Below are 15,841 nucleotides of genomic sequence, written 5' to 3' on the forward strand. Positions count from 1 at the left end.
TGCTCTCTTCCTGCGTCAGAAATCTGCGTGCTGCTTGTCCGGCGGCGGTCGTCAGCCGACCGCACCCTCCATCTGCAGCTCGATCAGCCGGTTGAGCTCCAGCGCGTACTCCATGGGCAGCTCCTTGGCGATCGGCTCGACGAAGCCGCGCACGATCATCGCCATCGCCTCGTCCTCGGACAGGCCGCGGCTCATCAGGTAGAAGAGCTGGTCCTCGGACACCTTGGAGACGGTGGCCTCGTGACCCATGGAGACGTCGTCCTCACGGACGTCCACGTACGGGTACGTGTCCGACCGGGAGATGGTGTCGACGAGCAGCGCGTCGCAGAGCACGTTCGACTTCGATCCGGCGGCGCCCTCGCCGATCTCGATCAGACCACGGTAGGACGTACGGCCGCCACCGCGCGCGACGGACTTCGACACGATGTTGGACGACGTGTTCGGCGCCATGTGGACCATCTTGGCGCCCGCGTCCTGGTGCTGGCCCTCGCCCGCGAAGGCGATGGAGAGGGTCTCGCCCTTGGCGTGCTCGCCCATCAGGTAGACGGCGGGGTACTTCATCGTCACCTTGGAGCCGATGTTGCCGTCGACCCACTCCATGGTCGCGCCCTCGTAGGCGACGGCGCGCTTGGTGACCAGGTTGTAGACGTTGTTCGACCAGTTCTGGATGGTCGTGTAGCGGCAGCGGGCGTTCTTCTTGACGATGATCTCGACGACCGCGCTGTGCAGGGAGTCGCTCTTGTAGATCGGGGCCGTACAACCCTCGACGTAGTGCACGTAGGCACCCTCGTCGACGATGATCAGGGTCCGCTCGAACTGGCCCATGTTCTCGGTGTTGATGCGGAAGTAGGCCTGGAGCGGGATCTCCACGTGCACGCCCTTCGGCACGTAGATGAAGGAGCCGCCGGACCACACGGCGGTGTTCAGCGCGGCGAACTTGTTGTCACCGGCCGGGATGACCGTGCCGAAGTACTCCTTGAAGAGCTCCGGGTGCTCCTTCAGCGCGGTGTCGGTGTCGAGGAAGATGACGCCCTGCTGCTCCAGGTCCTCACGGATCTGGTGGTAGACGACCTCGGACTCGTACTGGGCCGCGACACCGGCCACGAGGCGCTGCTTCTCCGCCTCCGGGATGCCCAGCTTGTCGTACGTGTTCTTGATGTCCTCGGGGAGGTCCTCCCAGGACTCCGCCTGCTTCTCCGTGGAGCGCACGAAGTACTTGATGTTGTCGAAGTCGATGCCGGACAGGTCCGAGCCCCAGTTCGGCATGGGCTTCTTCTCGAAGAGCTTCAGGCCCTTCAGGCGCAGCTTGGTCATCCACTCCGGCTCGGACTTCTTCGCCGAGATGTCGCGGACGACCTCCTCGTTGAGGCCGCGCCTGGCGGAGGCACCGGCCACGTCGGAGTCGGCCCAGCCGTATTCGTACTTGCCCAGGCCCTCGAGCTCAGGGTGGGCAGTCTCCGTGGGGAGAGTCATGCGGGGTTCCTCCCGGCCGTGCTAGCGGATGCGTTGTGGGTGGTCTCGGAAATCTTCGAAGCCTTGTGGGGCGTCTGGTGCGCCGCCTTGGGGATGAACGTCGTGCAGACGCCGTCGCCGTGCGCGATCGTGGCCAGTCGCTGGACGTGCGTGCCGAGCAGCTGGGAGAAGACCTCCGTCTCGGCCTCGCACAGCTGCGGGAACTGCTCCGCGACATGGGCGACCGGGCAGTGGTGCTGGCACAGCTGCTCGCCGACCGGTGCGCTGCGCGCCGTAGCAGCGTACCCGTCCGCACTCAGGGCCTTGGCCAGTGCTTCGGTGCGCCGTTCGGGAGCGGCGGCCTCGATCGCCTCGCGGTACGCGCCGGCCTGGGCGGCGATCCGGGCGCGGGCGAACGCGGCGACGGCCGCCTCACCGCCCTCGTGCTCGGCGATCCAGCGCAGGGCGTCCGCGGCGAGCTTGTCGTACGACTGGTCGAATGCGTCGCGGCCGCAGTCCGTGAGCGCGAAGACCTTGGCGGGCCGTCCGCGCGTGCGCGTGCCGTACACACGCTGCTCGCGCGCCTCCACGACGTCGTCGGCGACGAGCGCGTCCAGATGACGGCGTACGGCCGCCTGGGTGAGCCCCAGCCGTCCGGCCAGCTCGGCGACGGTCGACGGGCCGTGGTCCAGGATGGACCGCGCGACCCGGTTGCGCGTCGAGCGGTCCGAGCGCATCCCAGCCGCGAGCTCCTCCTGAGGGGCCCCCACCGGGGTCTCCCGAGCCTCGCCGACGTTTTTCACAACGCCATTGTTGCGTAATTCCGCAGAAGCTGACAAGCGCCGTCCGGACGGGCGGCCGGTGCGGTACGTCACTTAGGCATACCTAAGCCGACCTGCGGAAACGCTGGGCGGTCAATCAAACCGGTGGCGGTCACCGGCGGTGTGGACAAGACTCCGAGCCCATGCCCACACCCCTTCCGACCGGCCCTCTTGTCACCAGGGACGGTCTTCGCGCACAGCTGCGCGCGCTCGGCGTCACGCCCGGCGGGATCCTCCTCGTGCACTCCTCGCTCAGCGCGCTCGGCTGGGTCAACGGAGGCGCCGTCACGGTCGTCCAGGCACTGCTCGACGCCCTCGGCCCGGACGGCACGCTGGTGGTGCCGACGCAGTCCGGCGATCTGTCCGATCCGGCGCTGTGGGGAAATCCGCCGGTGCCCGAGGAATGGTGGGAGACCATCCGGGCCACCATGCCCGCGTACGACCCGCGGACCACGCCCACGCGCGGGGTCGGCGTGATCCCGGAGACCGTACGCACCTGGCCGGGCGCCCTGCGCAGCGCGCACCCCCAGACGTCCTTCGCCGCGGTCGGCCCGCACGCCGCGGAGATCGTCGAGGGCCACTCGCCCGACTGCCGCCTGGGCGAGCGCAGCCCGCTGGCCCGGCTGGAGGCCCTGGGCGCCCGCGTGCTGCTGCTGGGGGCCGGATACGACTCCTGCACCTGCTTCCATCTGGCCGAGTACCGCATACCCTCGCCGCTCGTCCGGGTGGGACGGCCGGGACCGAACGGATGGGAAGTGGTGACCGAGGTGTCGATCACTTCCGAGCGCTTCGACGAGCTGGGGCACGACTTCGAGCGGGACCGGCCCGTCACACGGGGAAAGGTTTGCGCGGCCGACGCGCGGCTGTTCCCGGTCGCGGACGCGGTGGCGTATGCGGAGCGGTGGCTGGCACTGCACAGGCCGCGTGACGAGTAGTTTCCGGACGTGGTCGTACCCGGTGCAATCGGTTTCCGGCCCCCCTCGTCCGGTGCCCGGCGCGCCTACCTAGACTCTGGACCCATGGGAAGTGAGCCGGTCGTCCAGGTACAGGCCCTGGTGAAGCGGTATGGCACGAAGACCGCGGTGAACGGGCTCGACCTGGTGGCCCGGGCGGGCATCACCGCTGTTCTCGGCCCCAACGGGGCGGGAAAGACGACCACGGTCGAGACCTGCGAGGGCTACCGGAAGCCGGACTCCGGCACGGTTCGCGTCCTGGGCCTCGACCCGGTCCGGGAGGCCGCCGCACTGCGCCCGCGGGTCGGTGTGATGCTCCAGTCCGGCGGCGTGTACTCGGGTGCCCGGGCGGAAGAGATGCTCCGCCACGTGGCCAAGCTGCACGCGCACCCCCTCGACGTGGACGCGCTCATCGAGCGGCTGGGGCTCGGCAGCTGCGGGCGGACGCCGTACCGGCGCCTGTCGGGCGGGCAACAGCAGCGGCTCGCGCTCGCCATGGCCGTCGTCGGCCGCCCCGAGCTGGTGTTCCTGGACGAGCCGACCGCCGGCCTGGACCCGCAGGCCCGCAGGGCCACCTGGGACCTAGTCCGCGACCTGCGCACCGACGGGGTTTCCGTGATCCTGACCACCCACTACATGGACGAGGCCGAGCAGCTCGCCGACGACGTCGCGATCATCGACGCGGGCCGGGTCATCGCCCAGGGCCACCCGGAGGAGCTGTGCCGCGGCGGCGCCGAGAACACGCTCCGCTTCACCGGGCGGCCCGGCCTCGACGTGGGCTCCCTGCTGAAGGCGCTGCCGGCCGACTGTTCGGCGGCGGAGCTGACGCCGGGCGCGTACCGCGTCATCGGCAAGGTCGATCCGCAGCTGCTGGCCACGGTCACCTCCTGGTGCGCGCAGCACGGGGTGATGCCGGACAGGATCTCGGTCGAACGGCACACCCTGGAGGACGTCTTCTTGGAGCTCACCGGCAAGGAGCTGCGCTCGTGACCACCGTCGGCACCTACACGCCCAAGCCCGGCGCCGCCCCGCTGCCCCGCATGATCGCCGCGCAGGCCGCGCTCGAGACGCGGATGCTGCTGCGCAACGGCGAGCAGCTGCTCCTGACGGTCGTCATCCCCACGCTGCTGCTGGTCCTCTTCAGCTCGGTCGACATCGTCGACACCGGCGCGGGCAAGGCCGTCGACTTCCTCGCCCCGGGCGTCCTGGCGCTCGCCGTGATGTCGACCGCGTTCACGGGACAGGCCATCGCGACCGGCTTCGAGCGCCGCTACGGCGTGCTGAAGCGGCTCGCGTCCTCCCCGCTCCCCCGCTGGGGGCTGATGTCCGCGAAGACGGCCTCAGTCCTGGTCACCGAGGTCCTCCAGGTGGTCCTGCTGACGGTGATCGCGTTCGCGCTGGGCTGGTCGCCACACGGCAACCCCCTCGCCGTGCTGCTCCTGCTGGTCCTCGGCACGGCCGCCTTCTCCGGGCTCGGCCTGCTGATGGCGGGCACGCTGAAGGCGGAGGCCACCCTGGCCGCAGCCAACCTGGTGTTCCTGCTGCTGCTCGTGGGCGGCGGCGTGATCGTGCCGCTGGACAAGTTCCCCCCGGGCGCGCAGGACGTCCTCGGTCTGCTTCCGATCTCCGCCCTCTCCGACGGCCTCAGGTCCGTGTTGCAGCACGGGGCCGGAACACCCTGGGGCGACCTGGGCATCCTGGCTCTGTGGGCCGTGGTGGGGCTGGCCGCGGCCGGGAGGTTCTTCCGCTGGGAGTGACCCGTTCCGCCCGGGCCGACCCCTCGTGAAAGCGTGCACAAGCGGCCCCCTACCATGAAAGGCGTGCCAAACGTGACCCGCGCCGACGCCGTAGCGGCCGTGCGCAACCCGCTCGTCTTCATCGCCGCACGCTGGACCCCGAATCCCAGGACGGTTCAGCGGGCGGCGCTCGCCGCGCTCCTGATGTCGGTGGTGATCGTCGTCACCGGCGGTGCCGTGCGCCTGACCGGCTCCGGGCTGGGCTGCCCCACCTGGCCCGAGTGCACGGACGGCTCGCTGACCACGACCCGCGCCATGGGCTGGCACGGCGCCATCGAGTTCGGCAACCGCATGCTGACGTACGTGCTGTGCGCGGCCGTCGGCTGGGCGATCATCGCGGCCCGTTCGGAGAAGCCGCGGCGGCGCAGCCTCACCCGGCTCGGCTGGGCACAGTTCTGGATCGTGATGAGCAACGCGGTCCTCGGCGGCATCGTGGTCCTCGTCGGCCTCAACCCGTACACCGTCGCCGCGCACTTCCTGCTGTCCACCGCGCTGATCACGGTGGCCACGGTGATGTGGCAGCGCACACGGGAGGGCGACGCGGCGCCTCGCCCGCTGGTCGGCAAGGCCGTCCAGCAGTTGGTGTGGTTCCTGGTCGTCGCCTCGGTGCTGCTGATCGCGGTCGGCACGGTCGTCACCGGTGCGGGACCGCACGCGGGCGACTCACGGGAGGTCGAGCGCATCCCGATCGACTGGGAGACCGTCGCCAAGCTGCACGCCGTGCTCGCCTGGATCGTGGTGACGCTGACGTTCGCCCTGTGGTTCGTCCTGAAGGCGGTCGACGCGCCGAGCGGCCCGCTGCACCGCACCCGTGAGCTGTTCCTGATCCTGCTCGGCCAGGGCGTCATCGGCTACGTCCAGTACTTCACGCACCTGCCGGAGCTTCTGGTCGGCCTGCACATGTTCGGCTCCTGCCTGGTGTGGATCGGGGTCCTCCGGGTGCTGCTGTCGCTCCGGGAACGCACCGGCGTGACCGCCGGCCTTCCCGGTCCCTCGACGGAGTCGGCCCTCACCAACGCCTGACGGCCCCCACGCCCCGGCCGTACGGCTCACTCCAGCCCGTAGACCCGCCGCGCGTTCCCCGCCGCGATCATCCCCGCCACCCGCTGCGCGTCCACGAGCGACCAGGCGCCCTCGGCGACCCAGCCGCCCAGTAGTCGGGACAGCGCCTCGCGGAACAGACGGGCGCCGATCACATGGAGTTCGGGCAGGCCGTGGGCGCCGCTGGAGAAGAGGACCTTGCCGAAGGGCGCCAGCTCCAGGACCTCGGCCAGGACGGCCGCGGCCCGGGCGCCGGTGCGCACCAGGGCCGCGCCCAGGTCCGCGTAGACGTGCGGGAAGACCCCGGCAAGATGCGCGGCGTGCCGGTGGTACGGATAGCCGTGCAGCAGGATCAGGTCCGTGCCGAGACCGGCCGTGGCGCGCACGAAGTCGGTGAGCAGGACGGGGTCGGTGCGGTCGATGCGCAGGCCCGGTTCTCCGAGGCCGGCGTGGAGCTGGAGCGGCCGGCCCGAGGCCACCGCGCTCCACAGCAGATGGCGCAGCAGCACCGGGTCCGACAGGGTGCCTCCGACTCTGCGTCCCGCCAGCCAGCGGCCCGCCGCGCCCCGCACCTCCCCGGCCCCGGCGGCTCCGGCGCGAGCGCCAGACCGTGCCGTACGCCCGCCACCGAGGTGAACGCCACCGCGTGGGCCGCCGCCCCGTGGATCGACTCGGCGAGATTGGCGAGGAATCCCTCGACCGTGCCGGAGGTGTCGGCCACTTGTTCGGCGAGCAGCTCCAGGCGGACGATCTCGTGTGCCTCGGCTTCCCCGGCGGACGCCATCTCGGCGGGCCCGGTCAGATCGCCGGGCAGCCCGGTGTCGACGAGGTAGGTGGTGATGCCGCTGCCTCGCAGCAGCCTGCGCCCCGCCTCCAGGACGCCGAGTTCGCGCCGCCGGGCGAGATAGCGGGCCGGCGGGCAGTGCGGCTCCAGCCCGAGCAACGGCGGACACCAGCGGCGTACGGCGAAGCCCGTCTGGGTGTCGAACAGGGTCGTACCGGCGGCGGGCGGGCCCTCGGTACGGGCGAGGTGGGCCTCGAACGTGCCGAGGCCCAGCTCGGTACGGACCACGCCGTGGCAGTACTGGTCCACCAGGGACGGCGTTTCGATCATCCGGACTCCCGTGACTGGACCGTGCCTCCTGAAGGTCCTAACGGGTGAACCCGGCGTGAGGTGTTGCTACTGGGCGGTGCGCGTGCCGCCCACCTGGATCCCCGCCATGCGCGTCCACTCGTACGGGCCGGTCTTCACCTTGCCCGCGAACTCGCCGTCGAACGCCTCGTGGACGGTGATGCCGGACTTCTCCACCGCCTTCTCGGCCACGGCGTAGGTGGGCGCCACGAGGTCGCCCCAGGTGCCGTCCTCGCCGACGAGCACGATGCGGGCCCCGCGCTGACCGATGTACGCGACCTGGCCCTCGGCGCCGCCGTGGGCCTTGGAGAAGGAGTCGATCTGCCGGGCGATCCGGGCCGCCCTGCGCTCGTCCTTGGGGTCAACCTGCTGCGTGTCTGCCATGGTCAGGATGCTACCCACGAGTAGATCGACTGGCGAGAGCGGTGCCCTGTGACGTACGTCGGCTGCCCGAAGGTGTTCGTCAGCGGAGGAACGGATCCACCGCCACCGCGACGAACAGCAGCGAGACGTACGTGATCGACCAGTGGAAGAGCCGCATCTCCTTCAGCTTGGCCCCGGTGGCCTCCGCCTTCGCCCGGTTCTGCAGCGCGTGCGCCTCCCACAGCCACCAGCCGCCCGCCGCCAGCGCGACCGCCGTGTAGAACCAGCCGGTGTAGCCGAGCGGGGTCAGCAGCAGGGAGACGACGACCATCACCCAGCTGTAGATCACGATCTGCCGGGCGACCACCTTGTTGGAGGCGATGACCGGCAGCATCGGCACGCCCACGCGCGCGTAGTCCTCCCTGACCTTCATGGACAGCGGCCAGTAGTGCGGCGGCGTCCAGAAGAACATCACGAGGAAGAGGATGACGGGCGCCCACGACATGGAGTCGGTGACGGAGGACCAGCCGATGAGCACCGGCATGCAGCCGGCGATGCCGCCCCACACGATGTTCTGCGAGGTACGGCGCTTGAGGATCATCGTGTAGACGACGACGTAGAAAAGGAGGGCTCCGAGCGACAGCCACGCCGACAGCCAGTTGACGGTGAAACCGAACAGGAGCGTCGAGACGACCGCCAGCGTGATGCCGAAGGCGAGGCATTCTCGCGGGCTGACCATGCCGGTGACCAGCGGGCGCTGGGAGGTGCGGTCCATGAGCGCGTCGATGTCGCGGTCGATGTACATGTTCAGCGCGTTGGCGCCGCCCGCGGACAGGTAGCCGCCGATGCAGGTGAGCAGGACCAGCTTCAGGTCCGGCACGCCCTGCTGGGCGAGGAACATCACCGGGACCGTGGTGATCAGCAGCAGCTCGATGATCCGCGGCTTGGTCAGTGCCACGAACGCCTTGACACGGGCCCCGAACGGCCGGTGGCTCGGGCTCTGGCGCGCACCGAGCTCCCCCACAGCCTTGAGGGCGTGGGAGGTACCCCCACCCGCTGGACGGGATTCGACGGCCGTCACGCACACCCCTGACAGAGACATCCCAGCGAGCCGTGGCTGTGAACGCCCAGTAAAGGCTCGCGCGTACTCACGCAACTTTAGACGTTGCCCGAAGCGCGCCCTTCGCGGGGGGTGGGTCGTGTTGGACGGTGGCCGTGCCGCTGGTGGAGGAGAGGGAAGGAAGAGCCGGGCAGAGCTCGATTGAGCGATCGGATGAGCGGGTCCGTATTCAGTTGCCGACTACGGATATGGCGGGTCGGGAGGCGGACGTCCAAGACTCCCGGCAGTCTGGAATGACCCGAAAAGACGCACGTACTTACAGGGGTAGGCTCAGCAGCGGCCGGTGGGCGCCCAGTGCACCGGCATTCGACATGTGGAGAGGAGCCCTGACCCAGGGTGAGCACCAAGCCGACCACCACAGACCTCGAGTGGACCGAGTTGGACCAGCGTGCGGTCGACACCGCGCGTGTCCTGGCCGCCGATGCCGTACAGAAGGTCGGAAACGGCCATCCGGGTACGGCGATGAGCCTGGCTCCGGCCGCCTACACCCTCTTCCAGAAGGTGATGCGCCACGACCCGGCCGACGCCGACTGGGTGGGCCGTGACCGCTTCGTGCTGTCCGCCGGCCACTCGTCCCTGACCCTCTACACCCAGCTCTACCTGGCCGGTTTCGGCCTGGAGCTGGACGACCTGAAGGCCTTCCGCACCTGGGGCTCGAAGACCCCAGGCCACCCCGAGTACGGGCACACGGTGGGCGTGGAGACGACGACCGGCCCGCTGGGCCAGGGTGTCGCCAACGCCGTGGGCATGGCCATGGCCGCCCGCTACGAGCGCGGTCTGTTCGACCCGGACGCCCCGCAGGGCGAGTCCCCCTTCGACCACTTCGTCTACTGCATCGCCGGTGACGGCTGCCTGCAGGAGGGCATCTCCGCGGAGGCGTCCTCGCTGGCCGGGCACCAGAAGCTCGGCAATCTGATCCTTCTGTGGGACGACAACCACATCTCGATCGAGGGCGACACCGCGACCGCTGTCTCGGAGGACACGGCTCGGCGGTACGAGGCCTACGGCTGGCACGTGCAGCGCGTCGCCCCGAAGCCGGACGGCGACCTGGACCCGCACGCGATCTACAACGCCATCCAGGCGGCGAAGAAGGTCACGGACCGGCCCTCCTTCATCGCGATGCGTTCGATCATCGCCTGGCCCGCGCCGAACGCGCAGAACACCGAGGCCGCGCACGGCTCCGCGCTGGGCGAGGACGAGGTCGCGGCCACCAAGCGGGTCCTCGGCTTCGACCCGGAGAAGTCCTTCGAGGTCGCGGACGAGGTCCTGGCGCACACCCGCGAGGCGCTTCAGCGGGGCCGTGAGGCCAAGGCCGAGTGGGAGAAGTCCTTCCAGCAGTGGCGGGACAACAACCCCGAGCGCGCCGCCGAGTTCGACCGGATCAGCAAGGGCGAGCTCCCCACCGGCTGGGAGGAGAAGCTCCCGGTCTTCGAGGCGGGCAAGGGCGTCGCCACGCGTGCCGCGTCCGGCAAGGTGCTCCAGGCCCTCGGTGCGGTCATCCCCGAGCTGTGGGGCGGCTCCGCCGACCTCGCCGGGTCGAACAACACCACGATCGACAAGAACAGCTCGTTCCTCCCGGCCGACAACCCCCTGCCGGAGGCGAGCCCCTACGGCCGCACGATCCACTTCGGCATCCGCGAGCACTCCATGGCCGCGGAGATGAACGGCATCGCGCTGCACGGCAACACCCGCATCTACGGCGGCACGTTCCTCGTGTTCTCCGACTACATGCGCAACGCCGTGCGCCTGTCCGCGCTGATGCACCTGCCGGTGACGTACGTGTGGACGCACGACTCCATCGGCCTCGGTGAGGACGGCCCCACCCACCAGCCGGTCGAGCACCTGGCCTCGCTGCGCGCGATCCCGGGCCTGAACATCGTGCGCCCGGCCGACGCCAACGAGACCGCCATCGCCTGGCGCGAGATCCTCAAGCGCTGGACGAAGGAGTTCGGCAAGGGCGCCCCGCACGGTCTGGCGCTGACCCGTCAGGGCGTGCCGACGTACGAGCCGAACGAGGACACCGCGCGCGGCGGCTACGTGCTGTTCGAGGCGGAAGGCGGCGAGCCGCAGGTGATCCTGATCGCCACCGGGTCCGAGGTGCACGTCGCCGTCGAGGCGCGCGAGCAGCTCCAGGCCGACGGCGTTCCCACGCGGGTCGTGTCGATGCCGTCCGTGGAGTGGTTCGAGGAGCAGGACCAGGGGTACCGGGACAGCGTCCTGCCGCCGTCGGTGAGGGCGCGGGTCGCGGTCGAGGCCGGGATCGGCCTCACCTGGCACAAGTACGTCGGGGATGCGGGACGCATCGTTTCCCTGGAGCACTTCGGTGCTTCGGCCGACGGCAAGGTGCTCTTCCGCGAGTTCGGTTTCACTGCCGAGAACGTCGCATCCGCCGCCCGGGAATCGATCGCCGCAGCCCAGCGCTGACGCTGATACACGACACGTAGGAGATGCATTTTCCATGACAGACGCACTCAAGCGCCTCTCCGAGGAAGGCGTCGCGATCTGGCTGGACGACCTGTCGCGCAAGCGGATCACGTCCGGCAACCTCGCCGAACTGATCGACCAGCAGCACGTCGTGGGCGTCACCACCAACCCGACGATCTTCCAGAAGGCGATCTCCGAGGGCGACGGCTACGACCAGCAGCTCGCCGACCTCGCCGCCCGCAAGGTCACCGTCGAAGAGGCGATCCGCATGATCACCACGGCGGACGTCCGGGACGCCGCCGACATCCTGCGTCCGGTGTTCGACGCCACCGAGGGCCAGGACGGCCGGGTGTCGATCGAGGTCGACCCGCGGCTCGCGCACAACACCCGGGCAACCGTCGCCGAGGCCAAGCAGCTGGCCTGGCTGGTGGACCGTCCGAACACCCTCATCAAGATCCCGGCGACCCGTGCGGGCCTGCCGGCGATCACCGAGACGATCGGCAACGGCATCAGCGTCAACGTCACGCTGATCTTCTCGCTGGAGCGCTACCGCGAGGTCATGGACGCCTACCTCAGCGGCCTGGAGAAGGCCCGCGAGAAGGGTCTGGACCTCTCCAAGATCCACTCGGTGGCGTCCTTCTTCGTCTCCCGCGTCGACACCGAGATCGACAAGCGGATCGACAAGTTGGGCACCGACGAGGCCAAGGCGCTGCGCGGCAAGGCCGCCGTCGCCAACGCCCGCCTGGCCTACGAGGCGTACGAGGAGGTCTTCTCCTCGGACCGGTGGAGCGCGCTGGAGAAGGCGGGCGCGAACAAGCAGCGTCCGCTGTGGGCCTCCACCGGCGTGAAGGACAAGGCGTACAAGGACACCCTGTACGTGGACGAGCTGGTGGCGCCGAACACGGTGAACACCATGCCGGAGGCCACCTTGGTGGCCACCGAGGACCACGGCGAGATCACCGGCAACACCGTCGCCGGCACCTACGAGCAGGCGCGCGCCGACCTCGACGCGCTCGCGAAGCTCGGGATCTCGTACGACGAGGTGGTCCAGCTCCTGGAGGACGAGGGCGTCGAGAAGTTCGCGGCCTCCTGGAACGACCTGCTCAAGTCGACCGAGGCGGAACTGCAGCGCCTCGCGCCCTCGGAGGGCTGACATCTTGACATCCGTACACGGAGCGAATCCGCTTCGTGACGCCGCGGACCGACGGCTCCCGCGCATCGCGGGGCCGTCGGGCCTGGTCATCTTCGGCGTTACGGGCGATTTGTCACGTAAAAAGCTGATGCCGGCCGTTTACGACCTGGCAAACCGCGGCCTGCTGCCGCCGGGCTTCTCCCTCGTCGGCTTCGCCCGCCGCGACTGGGAGCACGAGGACTTCGCCGGGGTGGTCCACGACGCCGTCAAGGAGCACGCCCGTACGCCGTTCCGCGAGGAGGTCTGGCAGCAGCTCATCCAGGGGATGCGCTTCGTCCAGGGCACCTTCGACGACGACGACGCGTTCGAGCGGCTGCGCGGGACGATCGAGGAGCTCGACAAGGCGCAGGGCACGGGCGGCAACTTCGCCTTCTACCTCTCCGTGCCGCCCAAGTCCTTCCCGGTGGTCATCCAGCAGCTGAAGAAGCACGGCCTCGCCGACCAGCAGGCCGGCTCCTGGCGCCGCGCGGTCATCGAGAAGCCGTTCGGCCACGACCTGAAGTCGGCCGAGGAGCTCAACGCGATCGTGCACGAGGTCTTCGCCCCGGACCAGGTCTTCCGCATCGACCACTACCTGGGCAAGGAGACCGTCCAGAACATCCTGGCGCTGCGCTTCGCCAACACGATGTTCGAGCCGATCTGGAACCGGTCCTTCGTGGACCACGTGCAGATCACCATGGCCGAGGACATCGGCATCGGCGGCCGCGCGGGCTACTACGACGGCATCGGTGCCGCCCGGGACGTCATCCAGAACCACCTGCTCCAGTTGCTGGCGCTGACGGCCATGGAGGAGCCCGCCTCCTTCGACGCCGACGCGCTCGCCGCGGAGAAGACCAAGGTGCTCGGCGCGGTCCGGCTGCCCAAGGACCTGGGCACCTCGACCGTGTTCGGGCAGTACGCGGCCGGCTGGCAGGGCGGCGAGAAGGTCATCGGGTACCTCGAGGAAGAGGGCATCGACAAGAAGTCGAAGACCGACACCTACGCCGCGGTGAAGCTGGGGATCGACAACCGCCGCTGGGCGGGCGTGCCGTTCTACCTGCGCACCGGCAAGCGGCTGGGCCGCCGGGTGACGGAGATCGCGGTCGTCTTCCAGCGGGCCCCGCACTCCCCCTTCGACACCACGGCCACCGAGGAGCTGGGCCAGAACGCGGTCGTCATCCGCGTCCAGCCGGACGAGGGCGTCACCGTGCGCTTCGGTTCCAAGGTGCCGGGTACGTCGATGGAGATCCGGGACGTCTCGATGGACTTCGCCTACGGCGAGTCGTTCACCGAGTCCAGCCCGGAGGCGTACGAGCGCCTGATCCTGGACGTGCTGCTGGGTGACGCCAACCTCTTCCCGCGGACGGAGGAGGTCGAGCTGTCCTGGAAGATCCTCGACCCGATCGAGGAGTACTGGGACGAGCACGGCAGGCCCGCGCAGTACCCGGCCGGAACCTGGGGGCCCGTCGAGGCGGACGAGATGCTTCAGCGAGACGGACGGAGCTGGCGCCGGCCATGAAGATAGACCTCACGGACACCACGGCCAGCAAGATCAACAAGGCGCTGGTGCAGGGTCGCCGAGCGATCGGCACGCCCGCCGTCGGCATGGTGCTCACGCTGGTCATCGTCACCGACGAGGAGAACGCCTACGACGCGCTGAAGGCCGCGAGCGAGGCCTCGCGCGAGCACCCCTCGCGCACCCTCGTGGTCATCAAGCGCGTCTCGCGTTCGCCGCGCGACCGCACCTCCTCGCGTCTGGACGCGGAGGTGCGGGTGGGCGCGGAAGCGGGCACCGGCGAGACGGTGGTGCTGCGGCTGTACGGCGAGGTGGTGGACCACGCCCAGTCCGTGGTGCTGCCGCTGCTGCTGCCGGACGCGCCGGTCGTCGCCTGGTGGCCGGTGAACGCGCCGCTCGACCCGGCGAACGACCCGCTCGGCGCGCTCGCGCAGCGCCGGGTGACGGACTCCTACACGGCGGAGGCGCCGGTACAGGAGCTGAGCGCCCGGGCCGATGCCTACACACCCGGCGACACGGACCTGTCGTGGACCCGCATCACGCCCTGGCGTTCGATGCTGGCCGCGGCCCTCGACCAGGTCACCTGCGAGGTGCGCAAGGTCGAGGTGGAGGGCGAGGAGTTCAATCCGAGCTGTGAGCTCCTGGCGATGTGGCTGGCGGACCGCTTGCACGTCCCGGTGAAGCGCTCGCTCTCCTCGGGCCCCGGCCTGACCGCTGTCCGCATGGAGACCAGCTGCGGCCCGATCACCCTGGGCCGCGCGGACGGCTCGCTCGCGACCCTGTCCATCCAGGGCCAGCCGGACCGTGCCGTGGCGCTCAAGCGCCGGGAGACGGCCGAGCTGATAGCGGAGGAGCTGCGGCGGCTGGACCCGGACGACACGTACGCGTCGGCGCTGCGGTACGGGGTGGACCGGCTGAACACGGAGGCCGCCGAGGCTCCGGCTCGCGAGCCGGAGGCGGTCGAGGCCCCCGTGGAGACGGCCGCGAAGGCACCCGCGAAGAAGGCCACCAAGAGGGCCCCGGCGAAGAAGGCGGCCGCCAAGTGACTGCTCCGCAGCTCGTCGTGCACCGCGACAAGGAGTTGATGGCCCAGGCCGCGGCGGCCCGGCTGATCACGAAGATCGTGGACGCGCAGGCCTCGCGCGGCTCCGCGTCGGTCGTGCTCACCGGTGGCCGCAACGGCAACGGACTGCTCGCCGCGCTCGCCGCCGCACCGGCCCGGGACGCCATCGACTGGGGCCGCCTGGACCTGTGGTGGGGCGACGAGCGGTACCTGCCGGAGGGCGACCCTGAGCGCAACGTGACCCAGGCCAGGGAGGCTCTGCTCGACTCCGTGCCGCTGGACCCGAAGCGCGTGCACGCCATGCCCGCGTCCGACAGCCCGTACGGTGCGGACGTGGAGTCCGCGGCCGAGGCGTACGCGGCGGAGCTGGCCCGGGCCGCGGGTCCCGAGAACCACGGCTCGGTGCCGACCTTCGATGTGCTGATGCTGGGCGTCGGCCCGGACACGCATGTGGCGTCGCTGTTCCCGGAGCTGCCGGCGGTGCGGGAGACGGAACGTACGGTCGTCGCCGTCCACGGCGCGCCGAAGCCGCCGCCCACGCGTATCTCCCTCACCCTGCCGGCGATCCGGGCGGCGCGCGAGGTGTGGCTGCTGGCGGCGGGCGAGGACAAGGCGCAGGCGGCGGCGATCGCCCTGTCGGGCGCGGGTGAGATCCAGGCGCCGGCGGCCGGCGCGCACGGCCGCTCGCGCACGCTGTGGCTGCTGGACGCGGCGGCGGCGTCGAAGCTACCGCGCTCTTTGTACCCACCGGCGTCGCCGTGAGGGGGGTGCGGCCGGGTGGTTCTCGCCCCTGCCGCCCCTACCCGTCCCGTCCCTGGGGGTGCGCCCCCAGATCGCCTGTAGGCCTTCGGCCTCGTCCTGAAACACCGGGGGCTGATTATTCAGCCCCCGGCGTTTCAGGATCGAGGGTGCGGGGGCCGGCACCCGAAGGGGGTCTGGGGCGGAGCCCCAGCAGGGTTGAAGGGGCGGAGCCCCCTGGGAGACGGGAC

13 protein-coding genes and 1 pseudogene are annotated in these 15,841 nt (G+C 70.3%); 9 read left to right on the plus strand and 5 right to left on the minus strand.

Features of this window, described 5'->3' with window-relative positions:
- Nucleotides 1-51 precede the first annotated feature (51 nt).
- The gene (gene sufB / locus N8I84_RS10685; RefSeq protein ID WP_200423273.1) at nucleotides 52-1,473 is read right to left on the minus strand and encodes a Fe-S cluster assembly protein SufB; all 1,422 of its coding nucleotides are present in this window, start codon (nucleotides 1,471-1,473) and stop codon (nucleotides 52-54) included.
- Entirely contained in the window at nucleotides 1,470-2,255 is a 786-nt protein-coding gene (locus N8I84_RS10690; protein ID WP_263229300.1) for a helix-turn-helix transcriptional regulator, read from the minus strand. Before N8I84_RS10690 ends, sufB begins: the two co-directional genes overlap by 4 nt.
- 161 nt (nucleotides 2,256-2,416) lie before the next feature.
- Between N8I84_RS10690 and N8I84_RS10695 the strand changes: the two genes are divergently transcribed.
- The 4 genes from N8I84_RS10695 to N8I84_RS10710 all read left to right on the plus strand — a co-directional run bounded on the left by N8I84_RS10695 (nucleotide 2,417) and on the right by N8I84_RS10710 (nucleotide 6,045).
- Nucleotides 2,417-3,208: an aminoglycoside N(3)-acetyltransferase gene (locus N8I84_RS10695; protein WP_263229301.1), complete on the plus strand. Its 792-nt coding sequence runs from the start codon at nucleotides 2,417-2,419 to the stop codon at nucleotides 3,206-3,208.
- 84 nt (nucleotides 3,209-3,292) lie between these two features.
- Entirely contained in the window at nucleotides 3,293-4,216 is a 924-nt protein-coding gene (locus N8I84_RS10700; RefSeq protein WP_263229302.1) for an ABC transporter ATP-binding protein, read from the plus strand.
- Nucleotides 4,217-4,266: 50 nt separating this feature from the next.
- Nucleotides 4,267-4,983 (plus strand): ABC transporter permease, encoded by a 717-nt coding sequence (locus N8I84_RS10705; RefSeq protein WP_263234729.1) that lies wholly within the window; start codon nucleotides 4,267-4,269, stop codon nucleotides 4,981-4,983.
- 54 nt (nucleotides 4,984-5,037) lie between these two features.
- Nucleotides 5,038-6,045: a COX15/CtaA family protein gene (locus N8I84_RS10710; RefSeq protein ID WP_263229303.1), complete on the plus strand. Its 1,008-nt coding sequence runs from the start codon at nucleotides 5,038-5,040 to the stop codon at nucleotides 6,043-6,045.
- A gap of 26 nt (nucleotides 6,046-6,071) precedes the next feature.
- Here the strand turns inward: N8I84_RS10710 and N8I84_RS10715 are convergent.
- From N8I84_RS10715 to N8I84_RS10725, 3 genes and pseudogenes are all read right to left on the minus strand, one after another.
- Nucleotides 6,072-7,177: pseudogene (locus N8I84_RS10715) on the minus strand (amidohydrolase family protein).
- A 66-nt stretch (nucleotides 7,178-7,243) separates the two neighbouring features.
- Nucleotides 7,244-7,579 carry a hypothetical protein gene (locus tag N8I84_RS10720; RefSeq protein WP_263229304.1) on the minus strand — a complete coding sequence of 112 codons (336 nt, stop codon included), beginning with the start codon at nucleotides 7,577-7,579 and terminating at the stop codon, nucleotides 7,244-7,246.
- Nucleotides 7,580-7,658: 79 nt separating this feature from the next.
- Nucleotides 7,659-8,645 (minus strand): heme o synthase, encoded by a 987-nt coding sequence (locus N8I84_RS10725; RefSeq protein WP_263234730.1) that lies wholly within the window; start codon nucleotides 8,643-8,645, stop codon nucleotides 7,659-7,661.
- 369 nt (nucleotides 8,646-9,014) lie between these two features.
- Here N8I84_RS10725 and tkt point away from each other — a divergent pair, with 369 nt between their 5' ends.
- The 5 genes from tkt to pgl are packed head-to-tail and all read left to right on the plus strand — an operon-like array spanning nucleotide 9,015 to nucleotide 15,614.
- On the plus strand, nucleotides 9,015-11,102 hold the full coding sequence (tkt, locus tag N8I84_RS10730; protein WP_263229305.1) for a transketolase: 2,088 nt from the start codon (nucleotides 9,015-9,017) through the stop codon (nucleotides 11,100-11,102).
- Nucleotides 11,103-11,136: 34 nt separating this feature from the next.
- Nucleotides 11,137-12,255 (plus strand): transaldolase, encoded by a 1,119-nt coding sequence (gene tal / locus N8I84_RS10735; RefSeq protein WP_263229306.1) that lies wholly within the window; start codon nucleotides 11,137-11,139, stop codon nucleotides 12,253-12,255.
- Between the two features lie 4 nt (nucleotides 12,256-12,259).
- The gene (gene zwf, locus N8I84_RS10740; protein WP_263229307.1) at nucleotides 12,260-13,792 is read left to right on the plus strand and encodes a glucose-6-phosphate dehydrogenase; all 1,533 of its coding nucleotides are present in this window, start codon (nucleotides 12,260-12,262) and stop codon (nucleotides 13,790-13,792) included.
- Nucleotides 13,789-14,835: a glucose-6-phosphate dehydrogenase assembly protein OpcA gene (gene opcA, locus N8I84_RS10745; RefSeq protein ID WP_263229308.1), complete on the plus strand. Its 1,047-nt coding sequence runs from the start codon at nucleotides 13,789-13,791 to the stop codon at nucleotides 14,833-14,835. The genes zwf and opcA overlap by 4 nt, the downstream gene beginning before the upstream one ends.
- A complete protein-coding gene (pgl, locus tag N8I84_RS10750; RefSeq protein WP_263229309.1) occupies nucleotides 14,832-15,614 on the plus strand; it encodes a 6-phosphogluconolactonase in 783 nt (260 codons plus the stop codon). Before opcA ends, pgl begins: the two co-directional genes overlap by 4 nt.
- The last annotated feature ends 227 nt before the right edge of the window (nucleotides 15,615-15,841 follow it).

Origin of the sequence: Streptomyces cynarae (assembly GCF_025642135.1) — a bacterium.
In the GTDB taxonomy this organism is placed as follows: domain Bacteria; phylum Actinomycetota; class Actinomycetes; order Streptomycetales; family Streptomycetaceae; genus Streptomyces; species Streptomyces cynarae.